Raw genomic sequence first — 26004 nt, forward strand, 5'->3', positions numbered from 1 at the left:
GATGCCCAGGCCTACGATCGTGGTTTCGGCATGAACATCGACGACGCGAGGCGGCCCCGAATGACCGAGCAGCGGATGCCGGGGCTCACCCGACGTCACCCGGTGGCGACGGCCGCGTGGGCGGCCGTCCTGCTGGGACTGCACACGGTGGCTGGGTTCTTCGTCCTCAACGCACTGCTCACCGAGTCCGAAGGGCCCTGGGACCACACGGTGACGGACACCGTGCGCCTGATGGCGGGGCTCGGACTGGTGGTGGAGCTGCCGGCCGTCGCGGGGACCGTGGCCGGCGTGACGACGGGCAGGCTGCGTCGCCGGTGGTACGCGCCGGCGGCAGCCCTGATCCTCACGGCCCTGATCCGCATGGCCTTCGCCCCGCAGCCCTGACCGCCGGGGCAGGCACCCTCGGCCGGCCACGGTGGCGCGGTGCCCCGCCGGCGGTGTGCCGACGGGGCGAAGCGGACATGCCCTAGGCCAGTTCGCGGCGGAAGAACTCCAGTTCCAGTGCCATCAGCTTCTCCCGGGTGCCGCCCGGGGTCATGTGGGTGACGCCCGGGAGGGCCAGCAGCTGGTGGGGGCGGCCGGCGTCCGTCAGGGCCCGGGAGAGGCGCAGGGTGTGGGAGGGGTGGACGTTGTCGTCGGCGAGGCCCGTGACCAGCATCAGCGGCCGGGTCAGCTTCGGGGCGTCCGGGAGCAGGGAGTCCCGTTCGTAGACCTCCGGGTGCTCCTGCGGGAGGCCCAGGTAGCGCTCGGTGTACGCGGTGTCGTACTGCCGGAAGTCGGTCGGCGCGGCGCCGGCCACCGCCGCGTGGAAGACGTCCGGGCGGCGGAGCACCGCCATGGCCGAGAGGTAGCCGCCGTAGGACCAGCCGCGGACGCCGACCCGGCCGAGGTCGAGGTCCCGGTGCCGCGCGCCGAGGGCCCGGAGGGCCGCCACCTGGTCCTCCAGGGTGACGTCGGAGAAGCCGCGGTACATGGCGTGCGTGTGGGCCGGGGAGACGTACGCGGTCCCGCGGTTGTCGACGGTCACCACGGCGAAGCCCTGGTCGGCCCACCATTGACGGGCCTGCCAGCGGCGCGGTTCGGCGCTCACGTCCTGCATGCCGGGCCCGCCGTAGCTGTCCATCAGTACGGGCAGCCGCCGGCCGGGAACGTGGTCGCGGGGGAGGACCAGGGCGGTCGGGACGCCGTGCTCGGTCACCCGCTCCAGGATCGGGACCACCCGGTGGGGGAGCGGCTCGGACAGGTCGGCCGGGGCGCTGAACTTCGAGGTGGTGGCCCGCCCGTCCGGGGTGCGTACGGTACGCCGGATCCCGTCCGCGTCGGCCGAGGTCAGCAGCAGGGTCCCGGCCGAGGCCAGGGCGGAGTGCACCCCGGGCCCGTCGGCGAGCGGGGTGCGCTCCCCGGTCACCGGGTCGAGGAGCAGCACCTGCTGTTCGGAGGGGTCGCGCAGGGCGGCCTCGATCAGCAGGGAGCCCTCGTGGATCCCGGCCACGCGGCGGACCTGGATGTCGTCCCCGGTCAGCAGCTTCCCGTCGACGGCGAGGGCCCTCGCGGCACCGCCGGGAGTGTCGGCGGAGGTCAGCATCCGCCCGTCGGGGAGGCGCGCCGGGGTGCCGGGCAGCATCGGGTCCACCCACTGGGGGTGCGTGGTGCGGGAGAGCTCCCGGGTGCGGCCGGTGGCCGGATCGGCGGAGAGCAGCAGGACGTTCTGCTGGAGCCGGTCCTGGACGGTCAGCAGGATTTCCGTCACCGACTCCCAGCCCGCGTCGGAGACGTACGGGTAGGTCTCGGCGTCCCAGTCGAGCCGTATCCGGTTCCCGGCCCGGTCCAGGACCCACAGCTGGACCTCGGCGTTGGGCCCGCCCGCCTCGGGGTAGGCGATGTCCTCGCCCGGGAGCTCAGGGTGCGCGGGGTCGGTGAAGTACCGCCGCTGGAGGCGGGATTCGTCGACGCGGGCGGCCAGCAGGGTGGTCCCGTCCGGGGACCACCAGTGGCCGCGGGCCCGGTCCAGCTCCTCGGCGGCGGCGAACTCGGCCACGCCCCAGCGGGCCCCGTCGTCGGGGCTGACCCGGCCGCCGGGGGCGACGTACAGGGCGTCGTCGCAGACGTACGCGGTGCGGGAGCCGTCGGCGTTCGCCCTCGGGTCGAAGGCCGGGCCGGCGGCCGGGATCTCCTTGGGCGTCCCGGCTCCGGCGACGCCGACCTCGTACAGCCGCCCGTACAACGCGAAGACGGCGCGCAGGCCGTCGCCGGAGAGCGCGTACGAGCCGATGCCGGCGGCGACGAGCCGGATCCGCTCGCGCAGCCGGCGCTCGGCGGTGGGCAGGGGGCCAGGCTCGGGGCACAGCTCGCGGGGGTCGGCAAGCCGGGTTTCGGCGCCGGTGGTGGTGTCGAGCACCCAGAGGCTGTCGACGGCGTCGGTGGGACCGCCGGACCGGAGGAACCAGAGGAGCCGGCCGTCGTCCCCGAAGGAGAGGGCGCGCGGGGCTCCGTAGGTGAACCGGGCCGTGTCGGCGGAGAGCCTGAGGAAGTCATCCATATCCGTAGTGTGACATGTGAAATATCACCAGGCCCAGGCCTGTGACTAGGCCGTTCGAGTGGTGACCCCGTGGGAGCGGGCTTAGCGTCGAAAGGGTGGACGCGAACGCATCGCCGAACACCAACGGGACCGACGGCAAGGTCCGAGGAAGCGGGAACGGTCTCGCGCTGTTCGTCATCGCCTCCTGCCAGCTCATGGTGGTCCTCGACATCACCATCGTGAACATCGCGCTGCCGCACATCCAGACCGCGCTCGACTTCTCGACCGAGAGCCTCTCCTGGGTCGTCAACGCCTACACCCTCGCCTTCGGCGGCCTGTTGCTCCTCGGCGGCCGGGCGGGCGACATCCTCGGCCGCAAGCGCGTCTTCATCTTCGGCGTCCTGCTCTTCGGGCTGGCCTCCCTCCTCGGCGGACTCGCGCAGAACGCGGGCCAGTTGATGGCCGCCCGGGCCCTCCAGGGCGTCGGCGGAGCCATCGCCTCCCCGACCTCCCTGGCGCTGATCACCACCACCTTCCGCGAAGGGCCCGCGCGCAACCGCGCCTTCGGCGTGTTCGCCGGCGTCTCGGCCGGCGGCGGCGCGATCGGCCTGCTCGCGGGCGGCGTCCTCGTCGAATGGCTCAACTGGCGCTGGGTGCTCTTCGTCAACGTCCCGATCGCCCTGCTGATCGCCGTACTGGCCAGGAAGGTGCTCCGCGAGTCCGAACGCCACCCCGGACACTTCGACTTCGCCGGAGCGCTGCTGTGCACCACCGGCATGGTCGCGCTCGTGTACGGCTTCATCCGCGCCTCCCAGGACGGCTGGCGGGACGCCTGGACGCTCGTCTCCTTCGGCGCGGCCGTGGTTCTGCTGACCCTGTTCGTCCTCAACGAGAAGCGCTCGCCGCAGCCGATCACCCCGCTGCACATGTTCGCCGACCGCAACCGCGCCGGGACCTACGGGATCATGCTCATGCTCGCCTGCGCGATCTTCGGCATGTTCTTCTTCCTCACGCTCTTCGTGCAGATCGTGCTGGGCTTCAGCCCACTGCGCGCCGGCCTCGCCTTCCTCCCGGTGAGCGCGGTGGTCGCGGTGGGCGCGGCCATCACCTCGCAACTGCTCCCCAAGTACGGGCCCAAGCCCTTCATGGTCGCCGGCGCGCTGTGCTCGGCGGCCGGCCTCGGCTGGCTGACGCAGACCGACATCCACTCCACGTACCTGGGCAGCATCCTCGGCCCGCTCCTGATCTTCGGCCTCGGCATGGGCCTGCAGTTCGTCTCGCTGACCCTGATGGCCCTGTCCAACGTCCCCGACCGGGAGTCGGGCGCGGCCTCCGGGCTGCTCAACTCGATGCAGCAGGTGGGCGGTTCGCTCGGCCTGTCGATCCTGGTGACCGTCTTCGGCACGGCCAGCCGCAACGAGGCCAAGGACCAGGCGCCGGGCTTCCTGCGCGGCGCCAACCCCGAACAGCTGGCCTACTTCAAGCGCACGGGGCAGTACCCGAAGCCGTGGAGCGACCAGGTGCTCACCTCGGGCATCAGCGCGGCCTTCGTGGTGGCGGCCCTGTTCACCCTGGTCGGCGCGCTGATCGCACTGCTCGTCATCCAGGTCCGCCCCTCGGACCTGGAGCGGCTCCAGGGCAATCACACGCAGACGAAGGTCTGAGGACGCCTACGGTCCGACGAGCGCCCGGAGTCGGGCGGCGTCGGCGCGGGTGTTCATGCGCAGCGACAGCCAGGACCCGTCCGCGAAGACCAGGTCCACCCGGGTCCGCCGGCGGCGGAGCGGGGGTACGGGACGCAGGGCGCAGCCGGCGGTATGGCTCTCCCGGGCCGGGTCCCCGCGGCCCCAGGGCGGCCGGGCGGTGATCTTGCCCGGGGTCGCGGTGAAGGTGCCGCGCGGGCCCCGGCTCTCGGAGTGCCAGCGCGTCCAGTGGAAGCCGTGCAGGGCCAGGGCGAGGCGGCCGGCCTCGCTGCCCCAGCCGCCGCGCAGGGCCGGGCCGTGCAGGAGCCGACCGATCAGCCGGGAGGCTCGTTGGAACGGATCGAGGAGCGCGGCCACCGCGTCGGCGAGGTCGTCGGGCAGCGCCTTCAGGAAGCGGATGAGGAAGAAGTCGCCGATCCGGCGCGGCAGCGGCGCCCGGGCCGGCGACCCGGGCAGCAGCGCACGCGCGGGCCGCCGTACATATGGGCACAAACGCCCCGGAATCTCCTCGTCCATCCGGCCATGATGGCCGGGCGCCCTCAGCCTTCCAAGCTCTTGACCCGGCAGCGCGTCGGCCCCTGCGTCACCAGGGTGATCCCGGCGCTGACCGGGATGTCGGTGTCCACGGCCTCGAACTCGTACGCCCGCAGGATCATGGCCAGCGCGATCACCGACTCCAGCATCGAGAAGTGCTGCCCGATGCAGGCGCGCGGACCGCCCCCGAAGGGGAACCAGGCGTAGCGCGGGCGCGCCGCCTCCGCTTCCGGGGTGAAGCGCTCGGGGTCGAAACGCTCCGGGTCCGGCCAGTAGTCCGGGTGGCGGTGCGTCACCCACGGCGCCAGTATCACGTTCCCGCCGGCCGGGATGGTGTACCCGCCGATCTCGGTGGCGGCGACGGCGTTGCGGCCGATGATCGGGGCGGCCGGGTAGAGCCGCATGGCCTCCTTGAGCACCTGGGTGAGGTACGGGAGCCGGTCCAGGTCGGCCGCCTCGGGCGTGCGGTCTCCGAGGACCCGGTTGATCTCCTCGCGGGCCCGTCGCTGCTGCTCGGGGTGGCGGGCCAGGAGGTGGAGGGCGAAGGAGAGGGAGGTGGCGGTCGTCTCGTGTCCGGCGAGCAGGAAGATCAGCACCTGGTCGCGCAGCTCGGAGGCGTCGAACTCCCCGTCGTCCGAACTCTTGGCGGCGGCGAGCAGGCTCAGCAGGTCCTGCCCCTCGCCCTCCTCGGAGCCCGCGCCGCTCCGCCGCCCGCTGATGATCTGGTCGCACACTCCGTACAACTCGTCCAGCGCCGCGGCCGCCCGCCGGTTGTTCGGGGTGGGCCAGGCGCGCGGGATGTTGACGGGGGAGTAGCCGCGGCCGAGTACGTATTCGGTGATGACCGGAAAACACCGGTCCACGACGTCGACCGTGGCCTCGACGTCGGTGCCGAACAGGATGCGGGCGACCGCGCGCAGGGCGAGGTGCATCATCTGGTCGGAGACGTCGACGACCCCGTCGGCCGCCTCCCGCCACGCGGCTATGACCGAGGCGGTCTCGGCGGCCACGGCCCCGGCGTAACCGTCCACCCGCCGCTTGGTGAACAGCGGCTGCACCAGCCGGCGCTGGCGCAGGTAGTCCTCGTCCTGGCTGGTCAGCAGACCGTTGCCGAAGGATTCCCGGATCTCCTGGTAAAAGGGGTTGTCCTTGCGGAAGTTGGCCGACTGCGCGGCGAGCACCTGCTGCGCCCCCTCCGCCGAGAACACGCAGTACAACTCGGCGCGCAGCCCGGGCGGGCCGACGGACACCCGTACGACATCGCCGTGTTGCCGCTGGGCCCGCAGATAGGTGCCCAGCGCGTCCGCCTTCAGTTCGAAGAGCGACCCGACCACGGGCACCCCCGCGAGCACGGGGATCTCCCTGCCGACTTCCGCGTTCGTCGTATCCACAGCCATGGCCGCCCCCTCGTCCCGTACCGTCGGCCCGATTCTGCCGGTCCCCGGCCGCCCGTGGCCACGAAGGGTCCCCCGGGTGGCCGAATACCGGCCACGAACTCAGCTCGTACCGAGCGCCATCTCCTCGTCCACGGCGTCGAGTTCGGCCTGCCGCCCCATCAGCTCCAGCTGCTCCCGGTAGTTGACCAGCGCGGTCGTGAGCAGCTCCCCCCACCCGGCCTCCAGCGCGCACATCCGCCGCGCGGCGGCGACGGACTCGGCCCGCAGGGCCAGCGCCATCTCGGGCCGGTGGGCGAACTCGATGCGGCTGTACTCGTACAGAGCCTCCGTCAGCAGGGGCAGGTACGCCAAGGGGCTGACCTGGACGAGGGTGCGGTAGGCGGCGACCTGGTGGCGGATCGGCAGCGTCCCGGACCCCAGGAGGGCAACTCGGGCTCGCAGGACCTCGTGGTGGTTGATGTTCCCCGTGTGATTCATGACGCCGATTCTGAAAGCCGCAAGGGGGGTCGCACCAGGGCAAACGACTATGCCGTTCGTCCTACGAAAATGCCCTCTGAACTGTCATGATTGATACGTCATCACCCCTGCGCCCACCGCCGCGCGGCGACGCACCTCGCGAACCGCGACCGGCACACGCGAAGACCCCCTCGCGCTCCGTGAGGGCGAGGGGGCCTGTCGGGCCGATCGGGGCCGTTCTCAGATGTCGCGGAAGATCTCGATCTGGGCGCCCACCGAGTTGAGGCGCTCGGCCAGTTCCTCGTAGCCGCGGTTGATCACGTAGACGTTGCGGAGCACCGAGGTGCCCTCGGCCGCCATCATCGCCAGGAGGACGACCACCGCCGGGCGCAGGGCCGGCGGGCACATCATTTCCGCCGCGCGCCAGCGGGTGGGGCCTTCGACCAGGACGCGGTGGGGGTCCAGGAGTTGGAGGCGGCCGCCGAGGCGGTTCAGGTCGGTCAGGTAGATGGCGCGGTTGTCGTACACCCAGTCGTGGATCAGGGTCTGGCCCTGTGCCACGGCGGCGATGGCCGCGAAGAAGGGGACGTTGTCGATGTTCAGCCCGGGGAACGGCATCGGGTGGATCTTGTCGATCGGGGCTTCGAGCTTCGAGGGGCGGACGGTGAGGTCGACCAGGCGGGTGCGGCCGTTGTCCGCGGTGTACTCCGCCGAGCGGTCGTGGTCGAGGCCCATCTCCTCCAGGACCGCGAGCTCGATCTCCATGAACTCGATCGGGACCCGGCGGATGGTGAGTTCGGACTCCGTGACCACCGCGGCGGCCAGGAGGCTCATGGCCTCGACCGGGTCCTCGGAGGGGGAGTAGTCCACGTCCACGTCGATGTTCGGGATGCCGTGGACGGTGAGGGTGGTGGTGCCGATGCCCTCGACGTTCACGCCCAGCGCCTCCAGGAAGAAGCACAGGTCCTGGACCATGTAGTTGGAGGAGGCGTTGCGGATGACGGTCACGCCGTCGTGGCGGGCCGCGGCCAGCAGCGCGTTCTCGGTGACCGTGTCCCCGCGCTCGGTCAGCACGATCGGGCGGTCGGGACTGACGCCGGGCTCGACCTTGGCGTGGTAGATGCCCTCGGTCGCGGTGATGTCCAGGCCGAAGCGGCGCAGGGCGATCATGTGCGGCTCGATGGTGCGGGTGCCGAGGTCACAGCCGCCCGCGTAGGGCAAGCGGAAGTGGTCCATCCGGTGGAGGAGGGGGCCCAGGAACATGATGATGCTCCGGGTCCGGACGGCCGCGTCCGCGTCGATGGCGTCCATGTCGAGGCGGGCCGGCGGGATCAGTTCCAGGTCCACGCCGTCGTTGATCCAGCGGGTGCGGACACCGATGGAGTTCAGGACCTCCAGGAGGCGGTAGACCTCCTCGATGCGGGCCACGCGACGGAGCACCGTACGGCCCTTGTTGAGCAGCGAGGCGCAGAGCAGGGCGACGCAGGCGTTCTTGCTCGTCTTGACGTCGATGGCGCCGGACAGGCGGCGGCCGCCGACTACACGCAGGTGCATCGGGCCGGCGTAGCCCAGGGAGACGATTTCACTGTCGAGCGCTTCACCGATGCGGGCGATCATCTCAAGGCTGATGTTCTGGTTGCCGCGCTCGATCCGGTTCACGGCGCTCTGGCTGGTGCCGAGGGCGTCGGCGAGCTGACTCTGTGTCCAGCCCCGGTGCTGCCGGGCATCACGGATGAGCTTGCCGATGCGTACGAGGTAGTCGTCTGCCATGGGTGCACCGTATCTCAGATATGAGATGTTGATCGCGGGGGGTGTGGCATTTGGGTGTTATCGACCGTCAGGTCCCATAGTGGGGCCGGTCGCCCACTCCTGCTCGGTCCCGGTCGCCCACCCCGCAGGGCACGCGGGACCACGAGCCCGCCAAGGACCACAGGCACACCCCACAAGGGTGACAAGACCTGCGAGAGTCGAATCGACCAGCTCGTGCTGTTCCCCGTCTCCAAGACCGTTCGGGAGACACCCGGTGCCACACGCCCGGCGTTTCGCACGGTTCCTTGCGATGCGGCCAACACTGGCCAACTCGCATGGCAACGGTTCCAGTCCTCCACCACCATCCAGTGGTACAGCTCCGCCCTCGCCTCTCCGGTACCGGCGAGGAACCCGGAGTTACTCGACAGCCTGCAGGACGATCCGGTGCTCCGGGCCCTGCCGGCGCGAACTGCCCAGCCTCTTCGAAGGCCGGCCCGGCGACGCGGCGTGCCTTCGACGGCGGCTCCGCCGCGCCCGGCCGCCCCGACGCCGTGTACACGCTCTACGATCCGGGCGGCCGCCAGGTGGTGGCCGCCGCCGCGCCATGGGATACGTACGCCCCGGGACCTCCTCCTGGTCTGCGCGAGCGAGGATCCCGCGTACGCCGAAGGCGATCCGCCCGTGACCACCGTCACCCTGAATCCGGAGCGGATCGGCGTCCTCGCGATGTCCGCACTGGTCGAGCGGGTGGAATCAGGGCATGCGGAAGCGACCGGTCGGCTGACCGTCCCGGCGGGCCTGCGAGTGCGGGCCTCGTCCCTTCCCCCGGTCATGTACTAGAGTTATCTCGACATCGAGATATCTGCCGAAGGCGAACCGCAGCCGCCCCCGCTGGTAAGGGTTACCTAACTTAGCCTTACCTTAGCGGATTGGCCAAGGGGCGTGGCGGCAGGATGCGGTAATTACGCGCGAATTCATGCATGAAGGAGACTGTCGTGTCGGCGAACAGCTTCGACGCCCGCAGCACGCTGCAGGTGGGCGACGAGTCGTACGAGATCTTCAAGCTGGACAAGGTCGAGGGCTCCGCCCGCCTTCCCTACAGCCTGAAGGTCCTGCTGGAGAACCTGCTCCGTACCGAGGACGGCGCGAACATCACCGCCGACCACATCCGGTCGCTCGGCAACTGGGACTCGCAGGCCCAGCCCAGCGAGGAGATCCAGTTCACGCCGGCCCGCGTGATCATGCAGGACTTCACCGGCGTTCCCTGCGTCGTGGACCTCGCCACCATGCGCGAGGCCGTGAAGGCCCTCGGCGGCGACCCGGCGAAGATCAACCCGCTCTCGCCCGCCGAGATGGTCATCGACCACTCGGTCATCGCCGACAAGTTCGGCACGAAGGACGCCTTCGCGCAGAACGTCGAGCTGGAGTACGGCCGCAACAAGGAGCGCTACCAGTTCCTGCGCTGGGGCCAGACCGCCTTCGACGACTTCAAGGTCGTCCCCCCGGGCACCGGCATCGTCCACCAGGTCAACATCGAGCACCTGGCCCGCACGGTCATGGTCCGTAACGGCCAGGCGTACCCCGACACCCTCGTCGGCACCGACTCGCACACCACCATGGTCAACGGCCTGGGCGTGCTGGGCTGGGGCGTCGGCGGCATCGAGGCCGAGGCCGCGATGCTCGGCCAGCCGGTCTCCATGCTGATCCCCCGCGTCGTCGGCTTCAAGCTGACCGGCGAGCTGCCCACCGGCACCACCGCCACCGACCTGGTGCTCACCATCACCGAGATGCTGCGCAAGCACGGCGTCGTCGGCAAGTTCGTCGAGTTCTACGGTGAGGGCGTCGCCGCCACCTCCCTCGCGAACCGCGCCACCATCGGCAACATGTCGCCGGAGTTCGGCTCCACCGCCGCGATCTTCCCGATCGACGACGAGACGTTGAAGTACCTGCGCCTGACGGGCCGCGACGCCCAGCAGGTCGCGCTGGTCGAGGCGTACGCCAAGGAGCAGGGCCTGTGGCTGGACCCGGCCGCCGAGCCGGACTTCTCCGAGAAGCTGGAGCTCGACCTCTCCACGGTCGTCCCCTCCATCGCCGGCCCGAAGCGCCCGCAGGACCGCATCGTCCTCGCCAACGCCGCCGAGCAGTTCGCCCAGGACGTGCGCAACTACGTCGAGGACGACGACGAGGCGGGCAAGGAGTCCTTCCCGGCCTCCGACGCCCCGGCCACCGTCGACGGCGTGCCGACCCGCCCGACCCTGGTCACCCTGGCCGACGGCACCTCCTTCGAGATCGACCACGGCGCCGTCACCGTCGCCGCGATCACCTCCTGCACCAACACCTCGAACCCCTACGTCATGGTCGCCGCGGCCCTCGTGGCCAAGAAGGCGGTCGAGAAGGGCCTGTCCCGCAAGCCGTGGGTCAAGACCACCCTGGCCCCGGGCTCGAAGGTCGTCACCGACTACTTCGACAAGGCCGGCCTGACCCCGTACCTCGACAAGATGGGCTTCAACCTCGTCGGGTACGGCTGCACCACCTGCATCGGCAACTCCGGTCCGCTGGACGAGGAGATCTCGAAGGCGATCAACGAGCACGACCTCGCGGTCACCTCGGTCCTCTCGGGCAACCGCAACTTCGAGGGCCGCATCAACCCCGACGTCAAGATGAACTACCTGGCCTCCCCGCCGCTGGTCGTCGCGTACGCCATCGCGGGCTCCATGAAGGTGGACATCACCACCGAGGCCATCGGCATCGACACCGAGGGCAACCCGGTCTTCCTCAAGGACATCTGGCCCTCCGAGGCCGAGGTCAACGACGTCGTGGCGAACGCCATCGGCGAGGACATGTTCAGCAAGTCCTACCAGGACGTCTTCGCGGGCGACGCCCAGTGGCAGGCGCTGTCGATCCCGACCGGCAACACGTTCGAGTGGGACCCGCAGTCCACCTACGTCCGCAAGCCCCCTTACTTCGAGGGCATGACGATGGAGACCACCCCGGTCTCCGACATCGCCGGCGCGCGCGTGCTGGCGAAGCTGGGCGACTCGGTCACCACCGACCACATCTCCCCGGCCGGTGCGATCAAGGCCGACACCCCGGCCGGCAAGTACCTCACGGAGCACGGCGTCGAGCGCCGCGACTTCAACTCGTACGGTTCCCGCCGCGGCAACCACGAGGTCATGATCCGCGGTACGTTCGCCAACATCCGCCTGCGCAACCAGATCGCGCCGGGCACCGAGGGCGGCTTCACCCGCGACTTCACGGTCGAGGGCGCGCCCGTGTCGTTCATCTACGACGCCTCGCAGAACTACCAGGCCGCCGGCATCCCGCTGGTCATCCTGGCGGGCAAGGAGTACGGCTCCGGCTCCTCCCGCGACTGGGCGGCCAAGGGCACCGCGCTGCTCGGCGTCAAGGCCGTCATCGCCGAGTCCTACGAGCGCATCCACCGCTCCAACCTGATCGGCATGGGCGTCCTGCCCCTGCAGTTCCCCGAGGGCGCCACCGCGGCCTCCCTGGGCCTCACCGGCGAGGAGACCTTCGCCTTCACCGGTGTGGAGGAGCTGAACAACGGCACCACCCCGCGCACGGTCAAGGTGACCACCGACACCGGTGTCTCCTTCGACGCGGTCGTCCGCATCGACACCCCCGGCGAGGCGGACTACTACCGCAACGGCGGCATCATGCAGTACGTGCTCCGCAACCTCATCCGCGGCTAGTCACGGCTGAGTAGACCGGCACCAGAAGGGCCGTATCCCCGCCACGGGGGTACGGCCCTTCCGCCTTTTCCCGGGCCCGTCCAGATGACGGACAGGTCTCAACTCGGAAAAGCCGGCGGCCATACGTGTGCATGATCTTGCTCACACGAGCGGAAGTGGACTATACCTGTGCGCGTCCGGATCACCGCGCGACTGGCGGCCCGGACCCGGGGGATGGGCGGGGACCTGCGGAGACATCCGCATGCACGGCAACCGCCGTCACTTTCCGGCCTCCTTCATACTTCTGACGAAGGCGAGGACATGAGCATGGGATCCACGGGTGAGGGACTCGGACGCCGCGATCTGATCAAGCGCTCCGCAGCACTCGGACTTATCACGGTGCCGACGATGAGCTTCCTGTCCGCCTGCGCCTCCGGCGGCGAGGAGTCCACGAAGGGCCCGGACAAGGGTGTCGTCTCCAAGGAGAACCCCTTCGGCCTGGCCAAGGGCAGCAAGCTGGACGTGGTCGTCTTCAAGGGCGGCTTCGGCGACGACTACGCGAAGGCCTGGGAAGCCGCCTTCGACAAGAAGTGGGGCACCACCAGCTCCCACCTGGGCACCCAGGAGATCACCGCCAAGCTCCAGCCCCGCTTCAACGGCGGCAACCCGCCGGACGTCGTCGACGACTCGGGCGCCCAGAAGATCCCCCTGGACGTGCTCGCCAAGGGCGGGCAGCTCGCCGACCTCAACGCCGTGCTCGACGCGCCCTCGCTGGACGACCCGACCAAGAAGGTGCGCGACACGCTGGTCGACGGGGCCGTCGACCAGGGCATGCTGGGCGGCAAGTACGTCGTCCTGAAGTACGTGTACGCCGTGTTCGGCTTCTGGTACTCGGGCAAGCTCTTCAAGGAGAAGGGCTGGGCGCCGCCGAAGACCTGGGACGAGTTCCTCGCCGTCTGTACCAAGGCCAAGGAGGCGGGCATCGGCGGCCTCGCCCACCAGGGCAAGTTCCCGTACTACATCAATGTCGTCATCATGGACCTGATCGCCAAGAAGGGCGGTCTGGAGGCCGTGAAGGCGATCGACAACCTCGAACCGAACGCCTTCGAGGGCAACGCGGCCGCCCTCGCCGCGGTCGAGGCGGTCTACGAGGTGGTCGAGAAGGGCCTGCTGATGCCGGGCACCAACGGCCTCACCCACACGGAGTCCCAGACCGCGTGGAACCAGTACAAGGCCGCCTTCATCCCCTCCGGCTCCTGGTTGGAGAACGAGCAGCTCAAGCAGACCCCGGAGGACTTCGACATGAAGTTCCTGCCGTTCCCGCTGCTCGCCGACAGCAAGATGCCCCTGGAGGCCATCCGGGCCGGTGTCGACGAGCCGTTCATCGTTCCGGAGAAGGCCGCCAACAAGGCCGCCGGCCTGGAGTTCCTCCGTTCGATGCTGTCCCGCGAATGGTCGACCATCTTCGCCCAGCAGGCCAACTCGCTCACCGTGGTCAAGGACGGCGTGGACCCGAGCGTCAAACTGCGGCCGGGCACCCAGTCGGCGGTCGACGCGCTCAAGGCCGCGGGTGCCAACACCTTCAGCTACCGCTACCCCGACTGGTACAGCGAGATGGACACGGAGATCCAGAACGCGTCCAATGAGCTGATGGCGCAGCGGATCCAGCCCAAGGAATGGATCAAGCGGGCCCAGGCGGCGGTAAACAAGGCGGCCCAGGACCCGAACGCCAAGAACAACAAGCGCAGCTGACCACTGCGGGGACGGACACCATGAGCCACGTAGCCCAGGGGAGGGGGAAGGGCGGCTTCATCGCCGCCTTCCTCTTCGCACCCCTCGCCCTGTACCTGACCTTCGTCATCTGGCCGTACGTACAGACGTTCGGCTATTCCTTCACCAACTGGTCCGGGCAGTCGCCGACGTTCGACTTCGTCGGCCTGGAGAACTACTCGGCCCTGCTGAAGGACGAGGTCTTCCGCGGCGCGCTCGGGCACAACCTGCTGCTCCTGGTGTTCGTCCCCGTCGTCACCATCCTGCTCGCCCTCTTCTTCGCCTTCATGGTGAACGCGGGAGGGCGCAGCGGGGCGGGCGGGGTCCAGGGCGTGAGCGGATCGCGCTTCTACAAGATCGTCTACTTCTTCCCGCAGGTGCTGTCCCTCGCGATCCTCGCCGTGCTCTTCGGCGCGATCTACCGCAGTGACGAGGGCGGCCTGGTCAACGGCTTCCTCATCAAGCTCGGCCTGATCGACGCCAAGCACCCGGTCGAATGGCTCAACGAGCCGAACTTCGTGCTCTGGTGCCTGCTGTTCGTCGTCGTCTGGCACGGCGTCGGCTTCTACCTCGTCCTGTTCTCCGCGGCCATGCAGTCCGTGCCCAAGGACATCTACGAGGCAGCGCTGCTCGACGGCGCCGGACGCGCCCAGACCTTCTTCAAGGTGACCCTGCCCCTGCTGTGGGACTCTGTGCAGACCTCCGCCGTCTATCTGGGCATCGCCGCGATGGACATGTTCGTCCTGGTGTCGACCATGACCTCGGGCCAGTTCGGCGGCGGACCCGACCACCACAGCGAGGTCATGTCGACGGTGCTGATGCGCAACTTCCTGTACTTCGGCAAGAGCGGCTACGCCTGCGCCATGGGCGTGGTCATGCTCGTCCTGACCATGATCCTGTCCGTCATCACGCTGCGCGCCACGCGCCGCGAGCGCATCGAGTTCTGAGCGGAGTCCCACGATGACTGCAGAGTCCACAGTGATCAAGGCTCCGGGCGAAGCGGCCGCGGAGCGGTCCGGCGGAGCCGGACGGACGAAGGGGGAGGGCGGACGCCGCACCGAGGGCGTGGTCCTCAACGTCTTCTCGCACGGCTTCCTCGTCCTCTGGGCGATAATGATCGTCCTGCCGCTGATCTGGCTCGCCCTCGGCGCCTTCAAGACCGACGCGCAGATCGGCGGCTCCGCCCTGAGCTGGCCCTCGAACTGGCACTTCGACGCCTTCGGGCGGGCCTGGACCAAGGGCATCGGCGGCTACTTCGCGCACACCCTCATCGTGTTGGTGTTCTCGGTCCCGCTGACCATGCTGTTCGGCTCGATGGCCGCGTACGTACTGGCCCGCTACCCCTTCACGGGCAACCGGGTCGTCTACTACTTCTTCGTCAGCGGGGCGATGTTCCCGGTGTTCCTGGCGCTCGTACCGCTCTTCTTCATGGTCAAGCGCTTCGACATGCTGAACACCTACCAGGGCCTGATCCTGGTGTACGTCGCCTACTCGATGCCCTTCACCGTCTTCTTCATGCACTCCTTCTTCCGAACGCTGCCGACGGCGATCCACGAGGCGGCGGTCATCGACGGGGCCTCCGACACCCGGATCTTCTTCCAGGTGATGCTGCCGATGGCCAAGCCCGGCCTGATCAGCGTCGGGATCTTCAATGTCCTGGGCCAGTGGAACCAGTACATCCTGCCCGCCGTGCTGATGCAGCCCCAGACGAGCGGAGACCCCGAGCGCTACATGCTCACCCAGGGCCTCATCCAGCTCCAGTACCAGATGGGCTACGAGACGGACCTGCCGGTGCTGTTCGCCGGCGCCACCATCGCGATCATCCCGATGCTGGCGGTCTACCTCTCCTTCCAGCGCCAGATCCAGGCCGGACTGACCTCCGCCACGCTCAAGTAGGAACGACGCCCTCAGAGCCAGGTGTTGAACCTGCGGACGTACCAGGTCTTCACGAGCTGGGTGAGCGTGCAGTACGCGAGCAGCACACCGATCAGCCACGGGAAGTAGCTCGCCGGCAGGGCGACGAAGCCCAGTGAGGGGGCCAGCGGCGAGAAGGGCAGCCAGAGCCCGGTCAGCACCGCGAGGATCGTCATCACCATCACCGGCCAGGAGGCGCGGGACCGGATGAAGGGGATCTTCCGGGTACGGATCATGTGGACGATCAGGGTCTGCGAGAGCAGGCCCTCGATGAACCAGCCGGACTGGAAGAGCGCCTGGTGCGCCTCGCTGTTGGCGGCGAACACGTTCCACATGATCACGAACATCGCGATGTCGAAGATCGAGCTGATGGGGCCGATGGTGACCATGAAGCGGAAGATGCCCTTGGCGTCCCAGTTGCGGGGCTTGCGGAGGTACTCCTCGTCCATCCGGTCCCACGGGGTCGCCAGCTGCGCGATGTCGTAGACCAGGTTCTGGACCAGCAGCATGATCGCGAGCATCGGCTGGAAGGGGATGAAGGCGCTCGCCACCAGCACCGAGAAGACATTGCCGAAGTTCGACGACGCCGTCATCTTGATGTACTTGATCGTGTTGCCGAAGGTGGTCCGGCCCTGGAGCACGCCCTGCTCCAGGACGGTCAGGTCCTTCTCCAGCAGGATGATGTCCGCCGACTCCTTGGCGATGTCGACGGCGGTGTCCACCGAGATGCCGACGTCGGCGTCGCGCAGCGCGGCCGCGTCGTTGATGCCGTCGCCCAGGAAGCCGACCGTGTGTCCGTCGGCCTGCAGGGCCCGTACGATCCGGGCCTTCTGGACCGGGTTGACCTTGGCGAAGACCGTCGTACGGGCGGCCCGCGCGCGCAGTTCCGTATCGTCGAGCGCGTCGATCTCGGTGCCGAGCACCACGTGCCCGACGTCGATGCCGACATCGGCGCAGACCCGGGCGGCCACGAGGTCGTTGTCGCCGGTGACGACCTTCACCGCGATGCCCTTGTCGGCCAGGCCCTGAAGGGCCCGGGCGGCGTCGGCCTTCGGCGGGTCGAGGAAGGCGAGGAAGCCGACCAGGGTCAGCCGCTCCTCGTCGGCGACGGTGTAGGTGTCCCGCGGGGTGTGGAGGGAGCGGGTGGCGACGGCCAGGACCCGCAGGCCGCGGCGGTTGTTGTCCTCGGCGATCCGGGTGACGCGCCGGCGCAGCTGTTCGGTCAGCTCGACCTTCTCGCCGCGGTCCGTCATGTGCGTGCAGAGGGCCAGGACCTCCTCGACCGCACCCTTGGTGATCATGACGTGTTCGGCGCGGCCGAGGTCGCCCACGAGGCTGTTCCGGTTGAGGACCACGGACATCCGGCGCCGGGCGAAGTCGAAGGGGATCTCGTCGACCATCGAGAACCGTGCGTCGACGACAACCTCCTCGGCCTCGCCCACGCGGTCGATGACCGCCTGGTCCATCAGGTTCTTCAGACCCGTCTGGAAGTGCGCGTTGAGGTAGCCGTACTCCAGGACCTCGTGGTCCTCGTCGCCGTGCACGTCGAGGTAGCGGTCCAGGACGATCCGGTCCTCGGTGAGCGTGCCGGTCTTGTCCGTGCAGAGCACGTCCATCGCGCCCAGGTTCTGGATCGCGTTCAGCCGCTTGACGACCACCTTGCGCTTGGACATGGCGACCGCGCCGCGCGCCAGGTTGGCGGAGACGACCATCGGAAGCATCTCGGGGGTCAGCCCGACCGCGACGGCGATGCCGAAGAGGAAGGCCTCGTCCCAGTCGCCCTTGGTCAGGCCGTTGATCATGAAGACGACCGGGACCGTGACCAGCATGAAGCGGATCAGCAGGAAGCTGACCTTGCGCACGCCGTTGTCGAAGTTGGTCTGCGGGCGCTCGCCGAGGAGCGAGCCGGCCATCGAGCCGAAGTAGGTGTCGGCGCCGGTGGCGACGACCACTCCCGTCGCCGTGCCGGAGGTGACCGAGGTCCCCATCAGACAGAGGTTGTCGGCCTCGACCGGGTCGGTGGTCTCTTCCTGGCCGGGGTCCTCGGTCCGGGTGTCGGCCTTGGCGACCGGCAGGGACTCGCCGGACAGGGCGGCCTGGCCGACCATCAGGTCCTTGGAGGTGATCAGCCGCAGGTCGGCCGGGATCAGGTCGCCGGCGGCCAGTTTGACCACGTCACCGGGGACCACCTGGTCCATCGGCACCTCGAAGGTGGTGGGGCCGGAGCCGGTTCCGGCTCGGCGCTGCACCGCGCAGGTGGTGGTGACGAGCTTCTTCAGCGCGTCGGCGGCGCGACCCGAGCGGTACTCCTGCCAGAAGCGCAGCAGTCCGCTGATCCCCACCATCACGGAGAGGATGACGACGCCCGGATCCTCCGGGTCCTGCCAGTACATGACGGCGGCCAGGAAGAGCAGGACGCCGATGAAGGGGTTCCAGAACGCCTTCCCGAGCTGGACGAACCACAGGGGGGCCCGCTCCTGGGCGACGACATTGGCCCCGTGGCGCTCCAGGCGCAGCGTGGCCTCGGCGTGGGTGAGGCCGCGCGGGGAAGCGTCGACGGACTGCAGGACCCGGACGCCCGGGCGGGCGCTGATCTCGGCGAGGCGCTCGCCGACGAGCCGGGTCCGGGACTCCAGCTCGGCGGCCTTGCGCTCGCGGCGGGCCCGGCCCGGGGGTGCGAGCTTGGTCGGGGTACGGGGGGTGAGCATGGTCATGACGAATACCTCCCTCCACGGCGTCCGGGCAGCGCGAAGCCGCGCGGTCACGTGGAGTGATCACGGGTCGGCGCGGAGCGGCACGAAGCCGGAGGAAGCGCCGGTGGGCATGGTGGGGGCACCCCCGGACGGAGTCCGGGGGAACGTGCCCTGACAGGACAGTCAGGGCATGCGGAGGGAATACTTGAAGGCACGGAAGCGCGGTGTACCGCAGCCGTGCGCACTCATGGAAGGGTCAGCTGATCAACGGGTCAGCGGACGCGAGCGCAGCGAGGACTTCGATCGGGACTCATCCCGAACACCTCCTCGCATAGCGCCGTCAGTACCAGGCGTCCGGTCCGGCCGGAAGAGCCGCAGAGGACCGACGCCTCAGCGACCGTAACACGATCACGGCGGCCGGTTCTCTCCCCCTTTTGGCCAGTAGGGGCCGTTTCGTGCTGGGTCAGCCTCTTGACGTGCCGATGCGCAAAGGCTCGACTTAAGGTTCACAAGTTGGAGAGACGCCGGGGTCTCGGGGCGCGAAGCCGCGACGATTCCCGGCCGGGGGGCGACGCTGGCGTCGCTTATGGGCAGGAGTGGATGAGTCGTGCAGACTCCCGGATCGCAGTCCTCGCTGCATCGCGCGAATCTCGAACGGGTCGTGCGGGCGGTGCGACTCTCGGGTTCGCTGACCCAGGCGGAGATCGCCCGCACCACCGGACTGTCGGCGGCCACGGTCTCCAACATCGTCCGGGAACTCAAGGACGGCGGGACCGTCGAGGTCACCGACACCTCGGCCGGCGGCCGCCGGGCGCGCAGCGTCTCGCTCAGCGGCGACGCGGGGATCGTCATCGGCGTCGACTTCGGCCACACCCACCTGCGGGTGGCGGTCGGCAACCTCGCCCACCAGGTGCTGGCCGAGAAGGCCGAGCCGCTGGACGTCGACGCCTCCTGGGCGGACGGCTTCGACCTGGCGGAATCGCTGGTCGGGAGGCTGATCGCGGACATAGGCGTCGGCCTGGAGAAGGTCATCGGCGTCGGGCTCGGCGTCCCCGGTCCGATCGACGTGGAGTCCGGGACCCTGGGCTCGACCGCGATCCTGCCGGGCTGGGCGGGCATCAACCCCCGCGAGGAGCTCGCGCGCCGCCTCGGGGTCCCGGTGTACGTGGACAACGACGCGAACCTCGGGGCCCTCGGTGAACTCGTATGGGGGAGTGGGCGGGGAGTAAAGGACCTCGCCTACATCAAGGTCGCCAGCGGCGTCGGTGCCGGACTGGTGATCAACGGTCAGATCTACCGCGGACCGGGGGGCACCGCGGGCGAGATCGGGCACATCACGCTCGACGAATCGGGCCCGGTCTGCCGCTGCGGAAACCGCGGCTGCCTGGAGACCTTCGCTGCGGCGCGGTACGTCCTGCCGCTCCTCCAGGGCACGCACGGACCGGAGTTGACGATGGAGCGGGTGGTCGAGCTGGCCCGCGGCGGGGACCCGGGCTGCCGCCGCGTGATCACGGACGTGGGCCGCCACATCGGCAGCGGCGTGGCCAGTCTGTGCAACCTCCTGAACCCCAGCCGGGTGGTGCTGGGCGGCTCGCTGGCCGACGCGGGTGAACTCGTCCTGGCCCCCATACGTGAATCCGTGGGGAGGTACGCGATTCCGAGCGCCGCGCGGCAGTTGTCCGTGCTCACGGGCTCCCTGGGCGGCCGCGCGGAGGTGCTGGGCGCGCTGGCCCTCGTACTCAGCGAGATGGGCGATTCGACGCTTTTGTCGGACCATGGAAGTGGAGTGCGAACTCCCGCCGTCTTGTCTTCAGGTAGATAACGGATGGCACCGTTGTCATCTCGTTAAGGATTCACTCCTTGACGGCAAAACGCGGCCGGGGTTGACTCACATCCACCTCGGCCGCAGCGTTGCGGCCTCGTCAGGGAGGTTCAAGTAATGAACACGCGTATGCGCAGAACCGCTGTAGCCGTCGCCGCCGGTGCCATGGCCGTCTCCCTCGCCGCCTGTGGCAGCGCCAAGGAGGCCGGCGACAAGACCAAGGAGACCGGCGCAGCGGCCGGCGACGCGATCAAGGTCGGTCTGCTCCTGCCGGAGAACCAGACCGCGCGCTACGAGAAGTTCGACAAGCCGCTCATCGAGAAGACGGTCAAGGAACTGACCGGCGGCAAGGGCGAGGTCGTCTACGCCAACGCCAAGCAGGACGCGACCACGCAGAACTCCCAGGTCGACACGATGATCACCAACAAGGTGAACGTCCTGATCGTCGACGCCGTGGACTCCAAGGCCATCGCCGGCTCGGTCAAGAAGGCCAAGGACGCCGGCATCCCGGTCGTCGCCTACGACCGTCTGGCCGAGGGCCCGATCGACGCCTACACCTCCTTCGACAACGAAGAGGTCGGCAAGGTCCAGGGCAAGGCGCTGCTGGAGGCGCTGGGCGACAAGGCCAAGGACGGCCAGATCGTCATGATGAACGGCTCCGTCACCGACCCGAACGCCAAGCTCTTCAAGCAGGGCGCGCACTCCGTCCTCGACGGCAAGGTGAACATCGGCAAGGAGTACGACACCGTCGAGTGGAAGCCGGAGAACGCCAACACCAACATGGCGGGCGCGCTCTCGGCGCTCGGCAAGGACAAGGTCATCGGCGTCTACTCCGCCAACGACGGCATGGCCGGCGGCATCATCACCGCCCTCAAGGCCGCCGGTCTCTCCCCGCTGCCCCCGGTCACCGGCCAGGACGCCGAACTCGCCGGTGTGCAGCGGATCGTGGCGGGCGAGCAGTTCATGAGCGTCTACAAGCCGTACGCCCCCGAGGCCGAGGCCGCCGCGAAGATGGCCGTCGCCCTCGCCAAGGGCGAGAAGGTCACCGGAGTCACCACCTCCACGGTCGACAGCCCGACCACCAAGGGCGTCCCGTCCGTGCTGATCCCGGTCGTCTCGCTCACCAAGAACAACATCAAGGACACCGTCATCAAGGACGGCGTCTACACGGCCGACGAGATCTGCACCGAGAAGTACGCGGCCGCCTGCGCCACCCTCGGCCTGAAGTAAGGCAGCTCCCCCGAGAGGCACAGCTCCCTTGCGGGAGCCGGCCCCCTGCTTGTCCGGCGCTCCGCGCCTTCTCCCCCGCCATGCACGGGGCGCCGGACATCCCCCCATTCCCCCGTTCACCCCGCTCCTGCTCTTTTGCACGACATCCCCGCCGGTCAGGCGGCGAAGGAGATGGTTCATGTGTCCGCTGCGCCCGTGCTGGCGTTGCGAGGGGTCTCGAAGCGGTTCGGCGCCGTTCAGGCCCTGACCGACGTAGAACTCGAGATCCACTCCGGTGAGGTGGTCGCCCTGGTCGGCGACAACGGCGCCGGCAAGTCCACGCTGGTCAAGACGATCGCCGGCGTGCACCCGATCGACGACGGAGTCATCGAGTGGGAGGGTCGCCCGGTTTCCATAGGCAAGCCGCACGACGCCCAGAACCTCGGCATCGCGACGGTCTACCAGGACCTGGCGCTGTGCGACAACATCGACGTCGTCGGCAACCTCTTCCTCGGCCGCGAGCTCAAGCGCCGCGGCATCCTCGACGAGGTGGAGATGGAGCGCCGCGCCCGCGAACTCCTCACCACCCTGTCCATCCGGATCCCCAGTGTCCGGATCCCCATCGCCTCGCTCTCCGGCGGTCAGCGCCAGACCGTGGCGATCGCCCGCTCCATGCTGGGCGAGCCGAAGCTCGTCATCCTCGACGAGCCGACCGCCGCCCTCGGCGTCGAGCAGACCGCACAGGTCCTCGACCTGGTGGAGCGGCTGCGCGAGCGTGGTCACGCCGTCATCCTCATCAGCCACAACATGGCCGATGTGAAGGCCGTCGCCGACAAGGTGGCGGTCCTGCGGCTGGGCCGCAACAACGGCGTCTTCAAGGTCGCCGAGACCTCGCAGGAAGAGATCATCTCCGCCATCACCGGAGCCACGGACAACGCCGTGACCCGCCGGGCGGCCCGCACCGGGGAGGCCGGCAAGTGAGCACCGAGAACCCAGCCACCGACAAGCACCACGCGCACGTCGAAGCGGTGGCGGACCTGGCCAACCCCGCCGCCCCGGCGGACGCCATCCCCGCGGTGGACCCCCGCCTGCTGGTGCGCGAGCAGGGCTTCGGCGGCTACGTGACCGAGTTCGGCCGCAAGTTGAAGGCCGGCGACCTGGGCTCCGTACCCGTCGTCCTCGGTCTGATCATCATCTGGTCGATCTTCCAGGGCCTGAACTCGAACTTCCTCGCCCCGGAGAACCTCACCAACATCGCGATCACGATGGTCGCCACCGGCATGATGGCCGTCGGCATCATCTTCGTGCTGCTGCTCGGCGAGATCGACCTCTCGGTCGGCTCGGTCAGCGGCGTCTCGGGCGCGATCGTGGCCGTCCTCGCCGTCACCAACGGCGTGAACGAATGGCTGGCGATCCTCGCTGCCGTCGCGGGCGGCGCCCTGATCGGCTCCATCCACGGCTTCTTCTTCGCCAAGATCGGCGCCCCGGCCTTCGCGGTCACCCTTTCGGGCCTGCTCTTCTGGTCCGGCGCGATGCTGCAGATCCTCGGCAGCAACGGCACGATCAACCTCGACTCCGAGGGCGTGGTCGGGCAGCTGACCACGTACTTCTTCTCGGACGTGGCCGTCGGCTACGGGCTGGCCGCCGTCGCGGTGGTCGGGTACTTCCTCGCCACCTTCTTCGACGCGCGGCGCCGCGAGGCGGCCGGGGTCCCCTCCCGGCCGATCGGCGAGGTGCTGCTGCGCACCGGCCTGCTCGCGGTGTTCACCTTCGGCCCCGCGCTCGTGTTCAACCAGTACAAGGGCCTGCCGCTCGCGGTGGTGCTGTTCGTACTGGCCCTGGTCGGTACGGACTTCGTCCTGCGCCGAACCACCTTCGGGCGAAACGTTTTCGCACTCGGCGGCAGCGTCGAGGCCTCCCGCCGCGCGGGCATCAACGTCACCGCCGTCCGCATCTCGGTCTTCGCGATCGCCGGCACCTTCGCCGCCATCGGCGGGCTCTTCTGGGCCTCGAAGATCGCGGCGGCCAACCAGAGCGCCGGCGCCGGCGACCTGCTGATGAACGTGATCGCGGCGGCCGTCATCGGCGGCACCAGCCTCTTCGGCGGCCGGGGCCGGACCTGGAACGCCCTCCTCGGCGTCATGGTCATCACCTCGATCCAGTACGGTCTGGCCCTGGAGGGCATCGCCACTCCGATCCAGTACATGATCACCGGTGCGGTACTGCTGGCGACCGTGGTGATCGACTCGATCACCCGTAAGACGCAGAAGACGGCCGGACGCGCCTGACGGACAACCCGTCGGCCCGTTCGACAGCTCGTGCCCGGTGCCACCTCGTGTGGCGCCGGGCATCTGTGCGTACATATGCGCGTACGCCTGTGCGGGTATACGCCCGTATGTGAGGTGTGACCTCGCGCCGGTGCGTCCATGTATGAGAAGGGTGTGACTCGGACGGGACGGCCCGATGACCGCATCCGCGAGCGGAACATTAGACTCGACAGACCAGCAAGCAACTGCAAGGAGGCACGGGTGCTGCTGACCCGCATCAAGGGACCGCGCGATCTGGACCGGCTCAGCCAGGAGGAGCTCGACCAGCTCGCCGCCGAGATCAGGTCCTTCCTCGTCGACGCCGTCTCCAAGACCGGCGGGCACCTCGGCCCCAACCTCGGGGTGGTCGAACTGACGATCGCCCTGCACCGGGTCTTCGACTCGCCCAAGGACAAGGTCCTCTTCGACACCGGCCACCAGGCCTACGTCCACAAGCTGCTCACGGGCCGCCAGGACTTCGGCAACCTGCGAGCCAAGGGGGGCCTGTCCGGCTACCCCTCGCGCGCCGAGTCCGACCACGACGTGATCGAGAACTCGCACGCCTCCACCGTGCTCGGCTGGGCCGACGGCATCGCCAAGGCCAACGAGGTGCTCGGCCGCGAGGACCACCACGTCGCCGCCGTCATCGGCGACGGCGCGCTGACCGGCGGCATGGCCTGGGAGGCGCTGAACAACATCGCCGCCGCCAAGGACCGCCCCCTCGTCATCGTGGTCAACGACAACGAGCGTTCGTACGGCCCCACCATCGGCGGCCTCGCGAACCACCTGGCGACCCTGCGCACCACGGACGGCTACGAGCGCTTCCTGGCGCGCGGCAAGGACCTCCTGGAGCGGACCCCGGTCGTGGGCAAGCCGCTCTACGAGACCCTGCACGGCGCCAAGAAGGGCCTCAAGGACTTCATCGCCCCGCAGGGCATGTTCGAGGACCTGGGGCTGAAGTACATCGGCCCCATCGACGGCCACGACATCGAGGCACTGGAGTCCGCCCTGCAGCGCGCCAAGCGCTTCAGCGGCCCGGTCATCGTGCACTGCCTGACCCAGAAGGGCCGGGGCTACGAGCCGGCCGTCCAAGACGAGGCGGACCGATTCCACGCGGTCGGCGTCATCCACCCGGACACCGGCCTGCCGGTCTCCACCGACGCCGCCAGCTGGACCTCCGTCTTCGCCGACGAGATGGTCAGGCTCGGCAAGGAGCGCAAGGACATCGTCGCGATCACCGCGGCCATGCTCCAGCCCGTCGGCCTGAAGAAGTTCGCGGACGCCTATCCGGACCGCATCTTCGACGTCGGCATCGCCGAGCAGCACGGTGCCACGTCGGCGGCGGGCCTGGCGACCGGCGGCGCCCACCCGGTGTTCGCGGTGTACGCCACCTTCCTCAACCGCGCCTTCGACCAGGTCCTGATGGACGTGGCCCTGCACAAGTGCGGGGTCACCTTCGTCCTGGACCGGGCCGGTGTCACCGGCACCGACGGCGCCTCCCACAACGGCATGTGGGACATGTCCATCCTCCAGGTCGTCCCGGGCCTGCGGCTCGCCGCCCCGCGCGACGCCGAGCAACTGCGCGCCCAGCTGAACGAGGCCGTCCTGGTGAAGGACGCGCCGACCGTGGTGCGCTTCTCCAAGGGCGTCGTCGGTCCGGCCGTCCCGGCCGTCGGCAGGGTCGGCGGCATGGACGTGCTGCGCACGCCGGCCGCCGAGGTCACCCGTCCGGACGTACTGCTCGTCTCGGTCGGCGCGCTCGCCCCGATGTGCCTGGAGATCGCCGACCTGCTGGACAAGCAGGGCATCTCCACGACCGTCGTGGACCCCCGCTGGGTCAAGCCGGTGGACGAGGCCCTGGCCCCGCTCGCCGACCGTCACCGCGTGGTCGTCACCGTCGAGGACAACAGCCGCGCCGGCGGCGTGGGCTCCGCCGTGGCCCAGGCCCTGCGGGACGCGGGGGTCGACGTACCGCTGCGCGACTTCGGCATTCCGCAGCGCTTCCTCGACCACGCCTCCCGCAAGGAGGTCATGGCGGAGATCGGACTGACCGCTCCGGACATCGCGCGCCAGGTCACCGGCCTGGTGGCGAAGCTGGACGGGCGTTACGACAGCGAGCCGGCCGCCGCCGTCGACTAGACGAGTAAGCCCAAAGTGCTCGGGTCAGTGGTCGTAGGCGATCAGTGAGCGGGTGGTGGGTGTTCCCGTCTGCCGGTTGTGCCAGATGGCCGCGGTCAGGGTGAG

The 26004-nt window shown here is 69.3% G+C and carries 18 protein-coding genes; 12 read left to right on the top strand and 6 right to left on the bottom strand.

Going from position 1 to position 26004, the window contains the following annotated elements:
• Nucleotides 1-30: 30 nt before the first annotated feature.
• Nucleotides 31-384 carry a hypothetical protein gene (locus tag ACFV9H_RS21505; protein WP_385400516.1) on the top strand — a complete coding sequence of 118 codons (354 nt, stop codon included), beginning with the start codon at nucleotides 31-33 and terminating at the stop codon, nucleotides 382-384.
• Between the two features lie 82 nt (nucleotides 385-466).
• On the opposite strand, the gene ACFV9H_RS21510 is transcribed toward ACFV9H_RS21505, so the two are convergent.
• Nucleotides 467-2539 (bottom strand): alpha/beta fold hydrolase, encoded by a 2073-nt coding sequence (locus tag ACFV9H_RS21510; RefSeq protein ID WP_385400518.1) that lies wholly within the window; start codon nucleotides 2537-2539, stop codon nucleotides 467-469.
• Nucleotides 2540-2634: 95 nt separating this feature from the next.
• On the opposite strand from ACFV9H_RS21510, the gene ACFV9H_RS21515 reads away from it, so the two are divergent.
• Nucleotides 2635-4182: an MFS transporter gene (locus ACFV9H_RS21515; RefSeq protein WP_385400521.1), complete on the top strand. Its 1548-nt coding sequence runs from the start codon at nucleotides 2635-2637 to the stop codon at nucleotides 4180-4182.
• A gap of 6 nt (nucleotides 4183-4188) precedes the next feature.
• Here ACFV9H_RS21515 and ACFV9H_RS21520 read toward each other — a convergent pair whose 3' ends face one another.
• The 4 genes from ACFV9H_RS21520 to ACFV9H_RS21535 form a co-directional block, all read right to left on the bottom strand.
• Complete coding sequence (locus ACFV9H_RS21520; protein ID WP_385400523.1) at nucleotides 4189-4737, bottom strand: hypothetical protein; 549 nt, start codon at nucleotides 4735-4737, stop codon at nucleotides 4189-4191.
• A gap of 23 nt (nucleotides 4738-4760) precedes the next feature.
• Complete coding sequence (locus ACFV9H_RS21525) at nucleotides 4761-6152, bottom strand: cytochrome P450 (protein ID WP_385400526.1); 1392 nt, start codon at nucleotides 6150-6152, stop codon at nucleotides 4761-4763.
• Between the two features lie 99 nt (nucleotides 6153-6251).
• Nucleotides 6252-6629, bottom strand: a complete 378-nt coding sequence (locus ACFV9H_RS21530; protein ID WP_385400528.1) for a hypothetical protein — start codon at nucleotides 6627-6629, stop codon at nucleotides 6252-6254.
• 219 nt (nucleotides 6630-6848) lie between these two features.
• Nucleotides 6849-8378, bottom strand: a complete 1530-nt coding sequence (locus tag ACFV9H_RS21535) for a helix-turn-helix domain-containing protein (RefSeq protein ID WP_385400531.1) — start codon at nucleotides 8376-8378, stop codon at nucleotides 6849-6851.
• 486 nt (nucleotides 8379-8864) lie between these two features.
• Here ACFV9H_RS21535 and ACFV9H_RS21540 point away from each other — a divergent pair, with 486 nt between their 5' ends.
• The 5 genes from ACFV9H_RS21540 to ACFV9H_RS21560 all read left to right on the top strand — a co-directional run bounded on the left by ACFV9H_RS21540 (nucleotide 8865) and on the right by ACFV9H_RS21560 (nucleotide 15712).
• Nucleotides 8865-9197 carry a substrate-binding domain-containing protein gene (locus ACFV9H_RS21540; RefSeq protein ID WP_385400533.1) on the top strand — a complete coding sequence of 111 codons (333 nt, stop codon included), beginning with the start codon at nucleotides 8865-8867 and terminating at the stop codon, nucleotides 9195-9197.
• Nucleotides 9198-9337: 140 nt separating this feature from the next.
• On the top strand, nucleotides 9338-12067 hold the full coding sequence (gene acnA, locus ACFV9H_RS21545) for an aconitate hydratase AcnA (RefSeq protein WP_385400535.1): 2730 nt from the start codon (nucleotides 9338-9340) through the stop codon (nucleotides 12065-12067).
• A 306-nt stretch (nucleotides 12068-12373) separates the two neighbouring features.
• Nucleotides 12374-13798, top strand: a complete 1425-nt coding sequence (ngcE, locus tag ACFV9H_RS21550) for an N-acetylglucosamine/diacetylchitobiose ABC transporter substrate-binding protein (RefSeq protein WP_385400567.1) — start codon at nucleotides 12374-12376, stop codon at nucleotides 13796-13798.
• Nucleotides 13799-13818: 20 nt separating this feature from the next.
• Nucleotides 13819-14763: a carbohydrate ABC transporter permease gene (locus ACFV9H_RS21555; RefSeq protein WP_385400538.1), complete on the top strand. Its 945-nt coding sequence runs from the start codon at nucleotides 13819-13821 to the stop codon at nucleotides 14761-14763.
• 13 nt (nucleotides 14764-14776) lie between these two features.
• On the top strand, nucleotides 14777-15712 hold the full coding sequence (locus ACFV9H_RS21560) for a carbohydrate ABC transporter permease (RefSeq protein WP_385400541.1): 936 nt from the start codon (nucleotides 14777-14779) through the stop codon (nucleotides 15710-15712).
• A gap of 11 nt (nucleotides 15713-15723) precedes the next feature.
• On the opposite strand, the gene mgtA is transcribed toward ACFV9H_RS21560, so the two are convergent.
• A complete protein-coding gene (gene mgtA, locus ACFV9H_RS21565) occupies nucleotides 15724-18444 on the bottom strand; it encodes a magnesium-translocating P-type ATPase (RefSeq protein ID WP_385400544.1) in 2721 nt (906 codons plus the stop codon).
• A gap of 586 nt (nucleotides 18445-19030) precedes the next feature.
• Here mgtA and ACFV9H_RS21570 point away from each other — a divergent pair.
• The 5 genes from ACFV9H_RS21570 (at nucleotide 19031) to dxs (ending at nucleotide 25899) form a co-directional block, all read left to right on the top strand.
• Nucleotides 19031-20245, top strand: coding sequence for an ROK family protein (locus tag ACFV9H_RS21570; protein ID WP_385400547.1), 1215 nt, complete (start codon nucleotides 19031-19033; stop codon nucleotides 20243-20245).
• Between the two features lie 117 nt (nucleotides 20246-20362).
• Nucleotides 20363-21475, top strand: a complete 1113-nt coding sequence (locus ACFV9H_RS21575) for a sugar ABC transporter substrate-binding protein (protein ID WP_385400549.1) — start codon at nucleotides 20363-20365, stop codon at nucleotides 21473-21475.
• 171 nt (nucleotides 21476-21646) lie between these two features.
• Nucleotides 21647-22435, top strand: a complete 789-nt coding sequence (locus tag ACFV9H_RS21580; RefSeq protein ID WP_329378114.1) for an ATP-binding cassette domain-containing protein — start codon at nucleotides 21647-21649, stop codon at nucleotides 22433-22435.
• Nucleotides 22432-23742, top strand: coding sequence for a sugar ABC transporter permease (locus ACFV9H_RS21585; protein WP_385400552.1), 1311 nt, complete (start codon nucleotides 22432-22434; stop codon nucleotides 23740-23742). Before ACFV9H_RS21580 ends, ACFV9H_RS21585 begins: the two co-directional genes overlap by 4 nt.
• Before the next feature lie 240 nt (nucleotides 23743-23982).
• A complete protein-coding gene (gene dxs / locus ACFV9H_RS21590) occupies nucleotides 23983-25899 on the top strand; it encodes a 1-deoxy-D-xylulose-5-phosphate synthase (RefSeq protein WP_385400555.1) in 1917 nt (638 codons plus the stop codon).
• The last annotated feature ends 105 nt before the right edge of the window (nucleotides 25900-26004 follow it).

It is taken from the genome of Streptomyces sp. NPDC059874 (genome assembly GCF_042731135.1).
GTDB lineage: Bacteria > Actinomycetota > Actinomycetes > Streptomycetales > Streptomycetaceae > Streptomyces.

Bases quoted from the DNA above. Each gene is read 5' to 3' on its own strand.
- ACFV9H_RS21520 (WP_385400523.1), bottom strand. From the start codon at position 4,737: ATGGACGAGGAGATTCCGGGGCGTTTGTGCCCATATGTACGGCGGCCC.
- acnA (WP_385400535.1), top strand. From the start codon at position 9,338: ATGAAGGAGACTGTCGTGTCGGCGAACAGCTTCGACGCCCGCAGCACG.
- ACFV9H_RS21555 (WP_385400538.1), top strand. From the start codon at position 13,819: ATGAGCCACGTAGCCCAGGGGAGGGGGAAGGGCGGCTTCATCGCCGCC.
- ACFV9H_RS21530 (WP_385400528.1), bottom strand. From the start codon at position 6,629: ATGAATCACACGGGGAACATCAACCACCACGAGGTCCTGCGAGCCCGA.
- ngcE (WP_385400567.1), top strand. From the start codon at position 12,374: ATGGGATCCACGGGTGAGGGACTCGGACGCCGCGATCTGATCAAGCGC.
- ACFV9H_RS21525 (WP_385400526.1), bottom strand. From the start codon at position 6,152: ATGGCTGTGGATACGACGAACGCGGAAGTCGGCAGGGAGATCCCCGTG.
- ACFV9H_RS21535 (WP_385400531.1), bottom strand. From the start codon at position 8,378: ATGGCAGACGACTACCTCGTACGCATCGGCAAGCTCATCCGTGATGCC.
- ACFV9H_RS21580 (WP_329378114.1), top strand. From the start codon at position 21,647: ATGGTTCATGTGTCCGCTGCGCCCGTGCTGGCGTTGCGAGGGGTCTCG.
- ACFV9H_RS21510 (WP_385400518.1), bottom strand. From the start codon at position 2,539: ATGGATGACTTCCTCAGGCTCTCCGCCGACACGGCCCGGTTCACCTAC.
- ACFV9H_RS21575 (WP_385400549.1), top strand. From the start codon at position 20,363: ATGAACACGCGTATGCGCAGAACCGCTGTAGCCGTCGCCGCCGGTGCC.
- ACFV9H_RS21505 (WP_385400516.1), top strand. From the start codon at position 31: ATGAACATCGACGACGCGAGGCGGCCCCGAATGACCGAGCAGCGGATG.
- ACFV9H_RS21560 (WP_385400541.1), top strand. From the start codon at position 14,777: ATGACTGCAGAGTCCACAGTGATCAAGGCTCCGGGCGAAGCGGCCGCG.
- mgtA (WP_385400544.1), bottom strand. From the start codon at position 18,444: ATGACCATGCTCACCCCCCGTACCCCGACCAAGCTCGCACCCCCGGGC.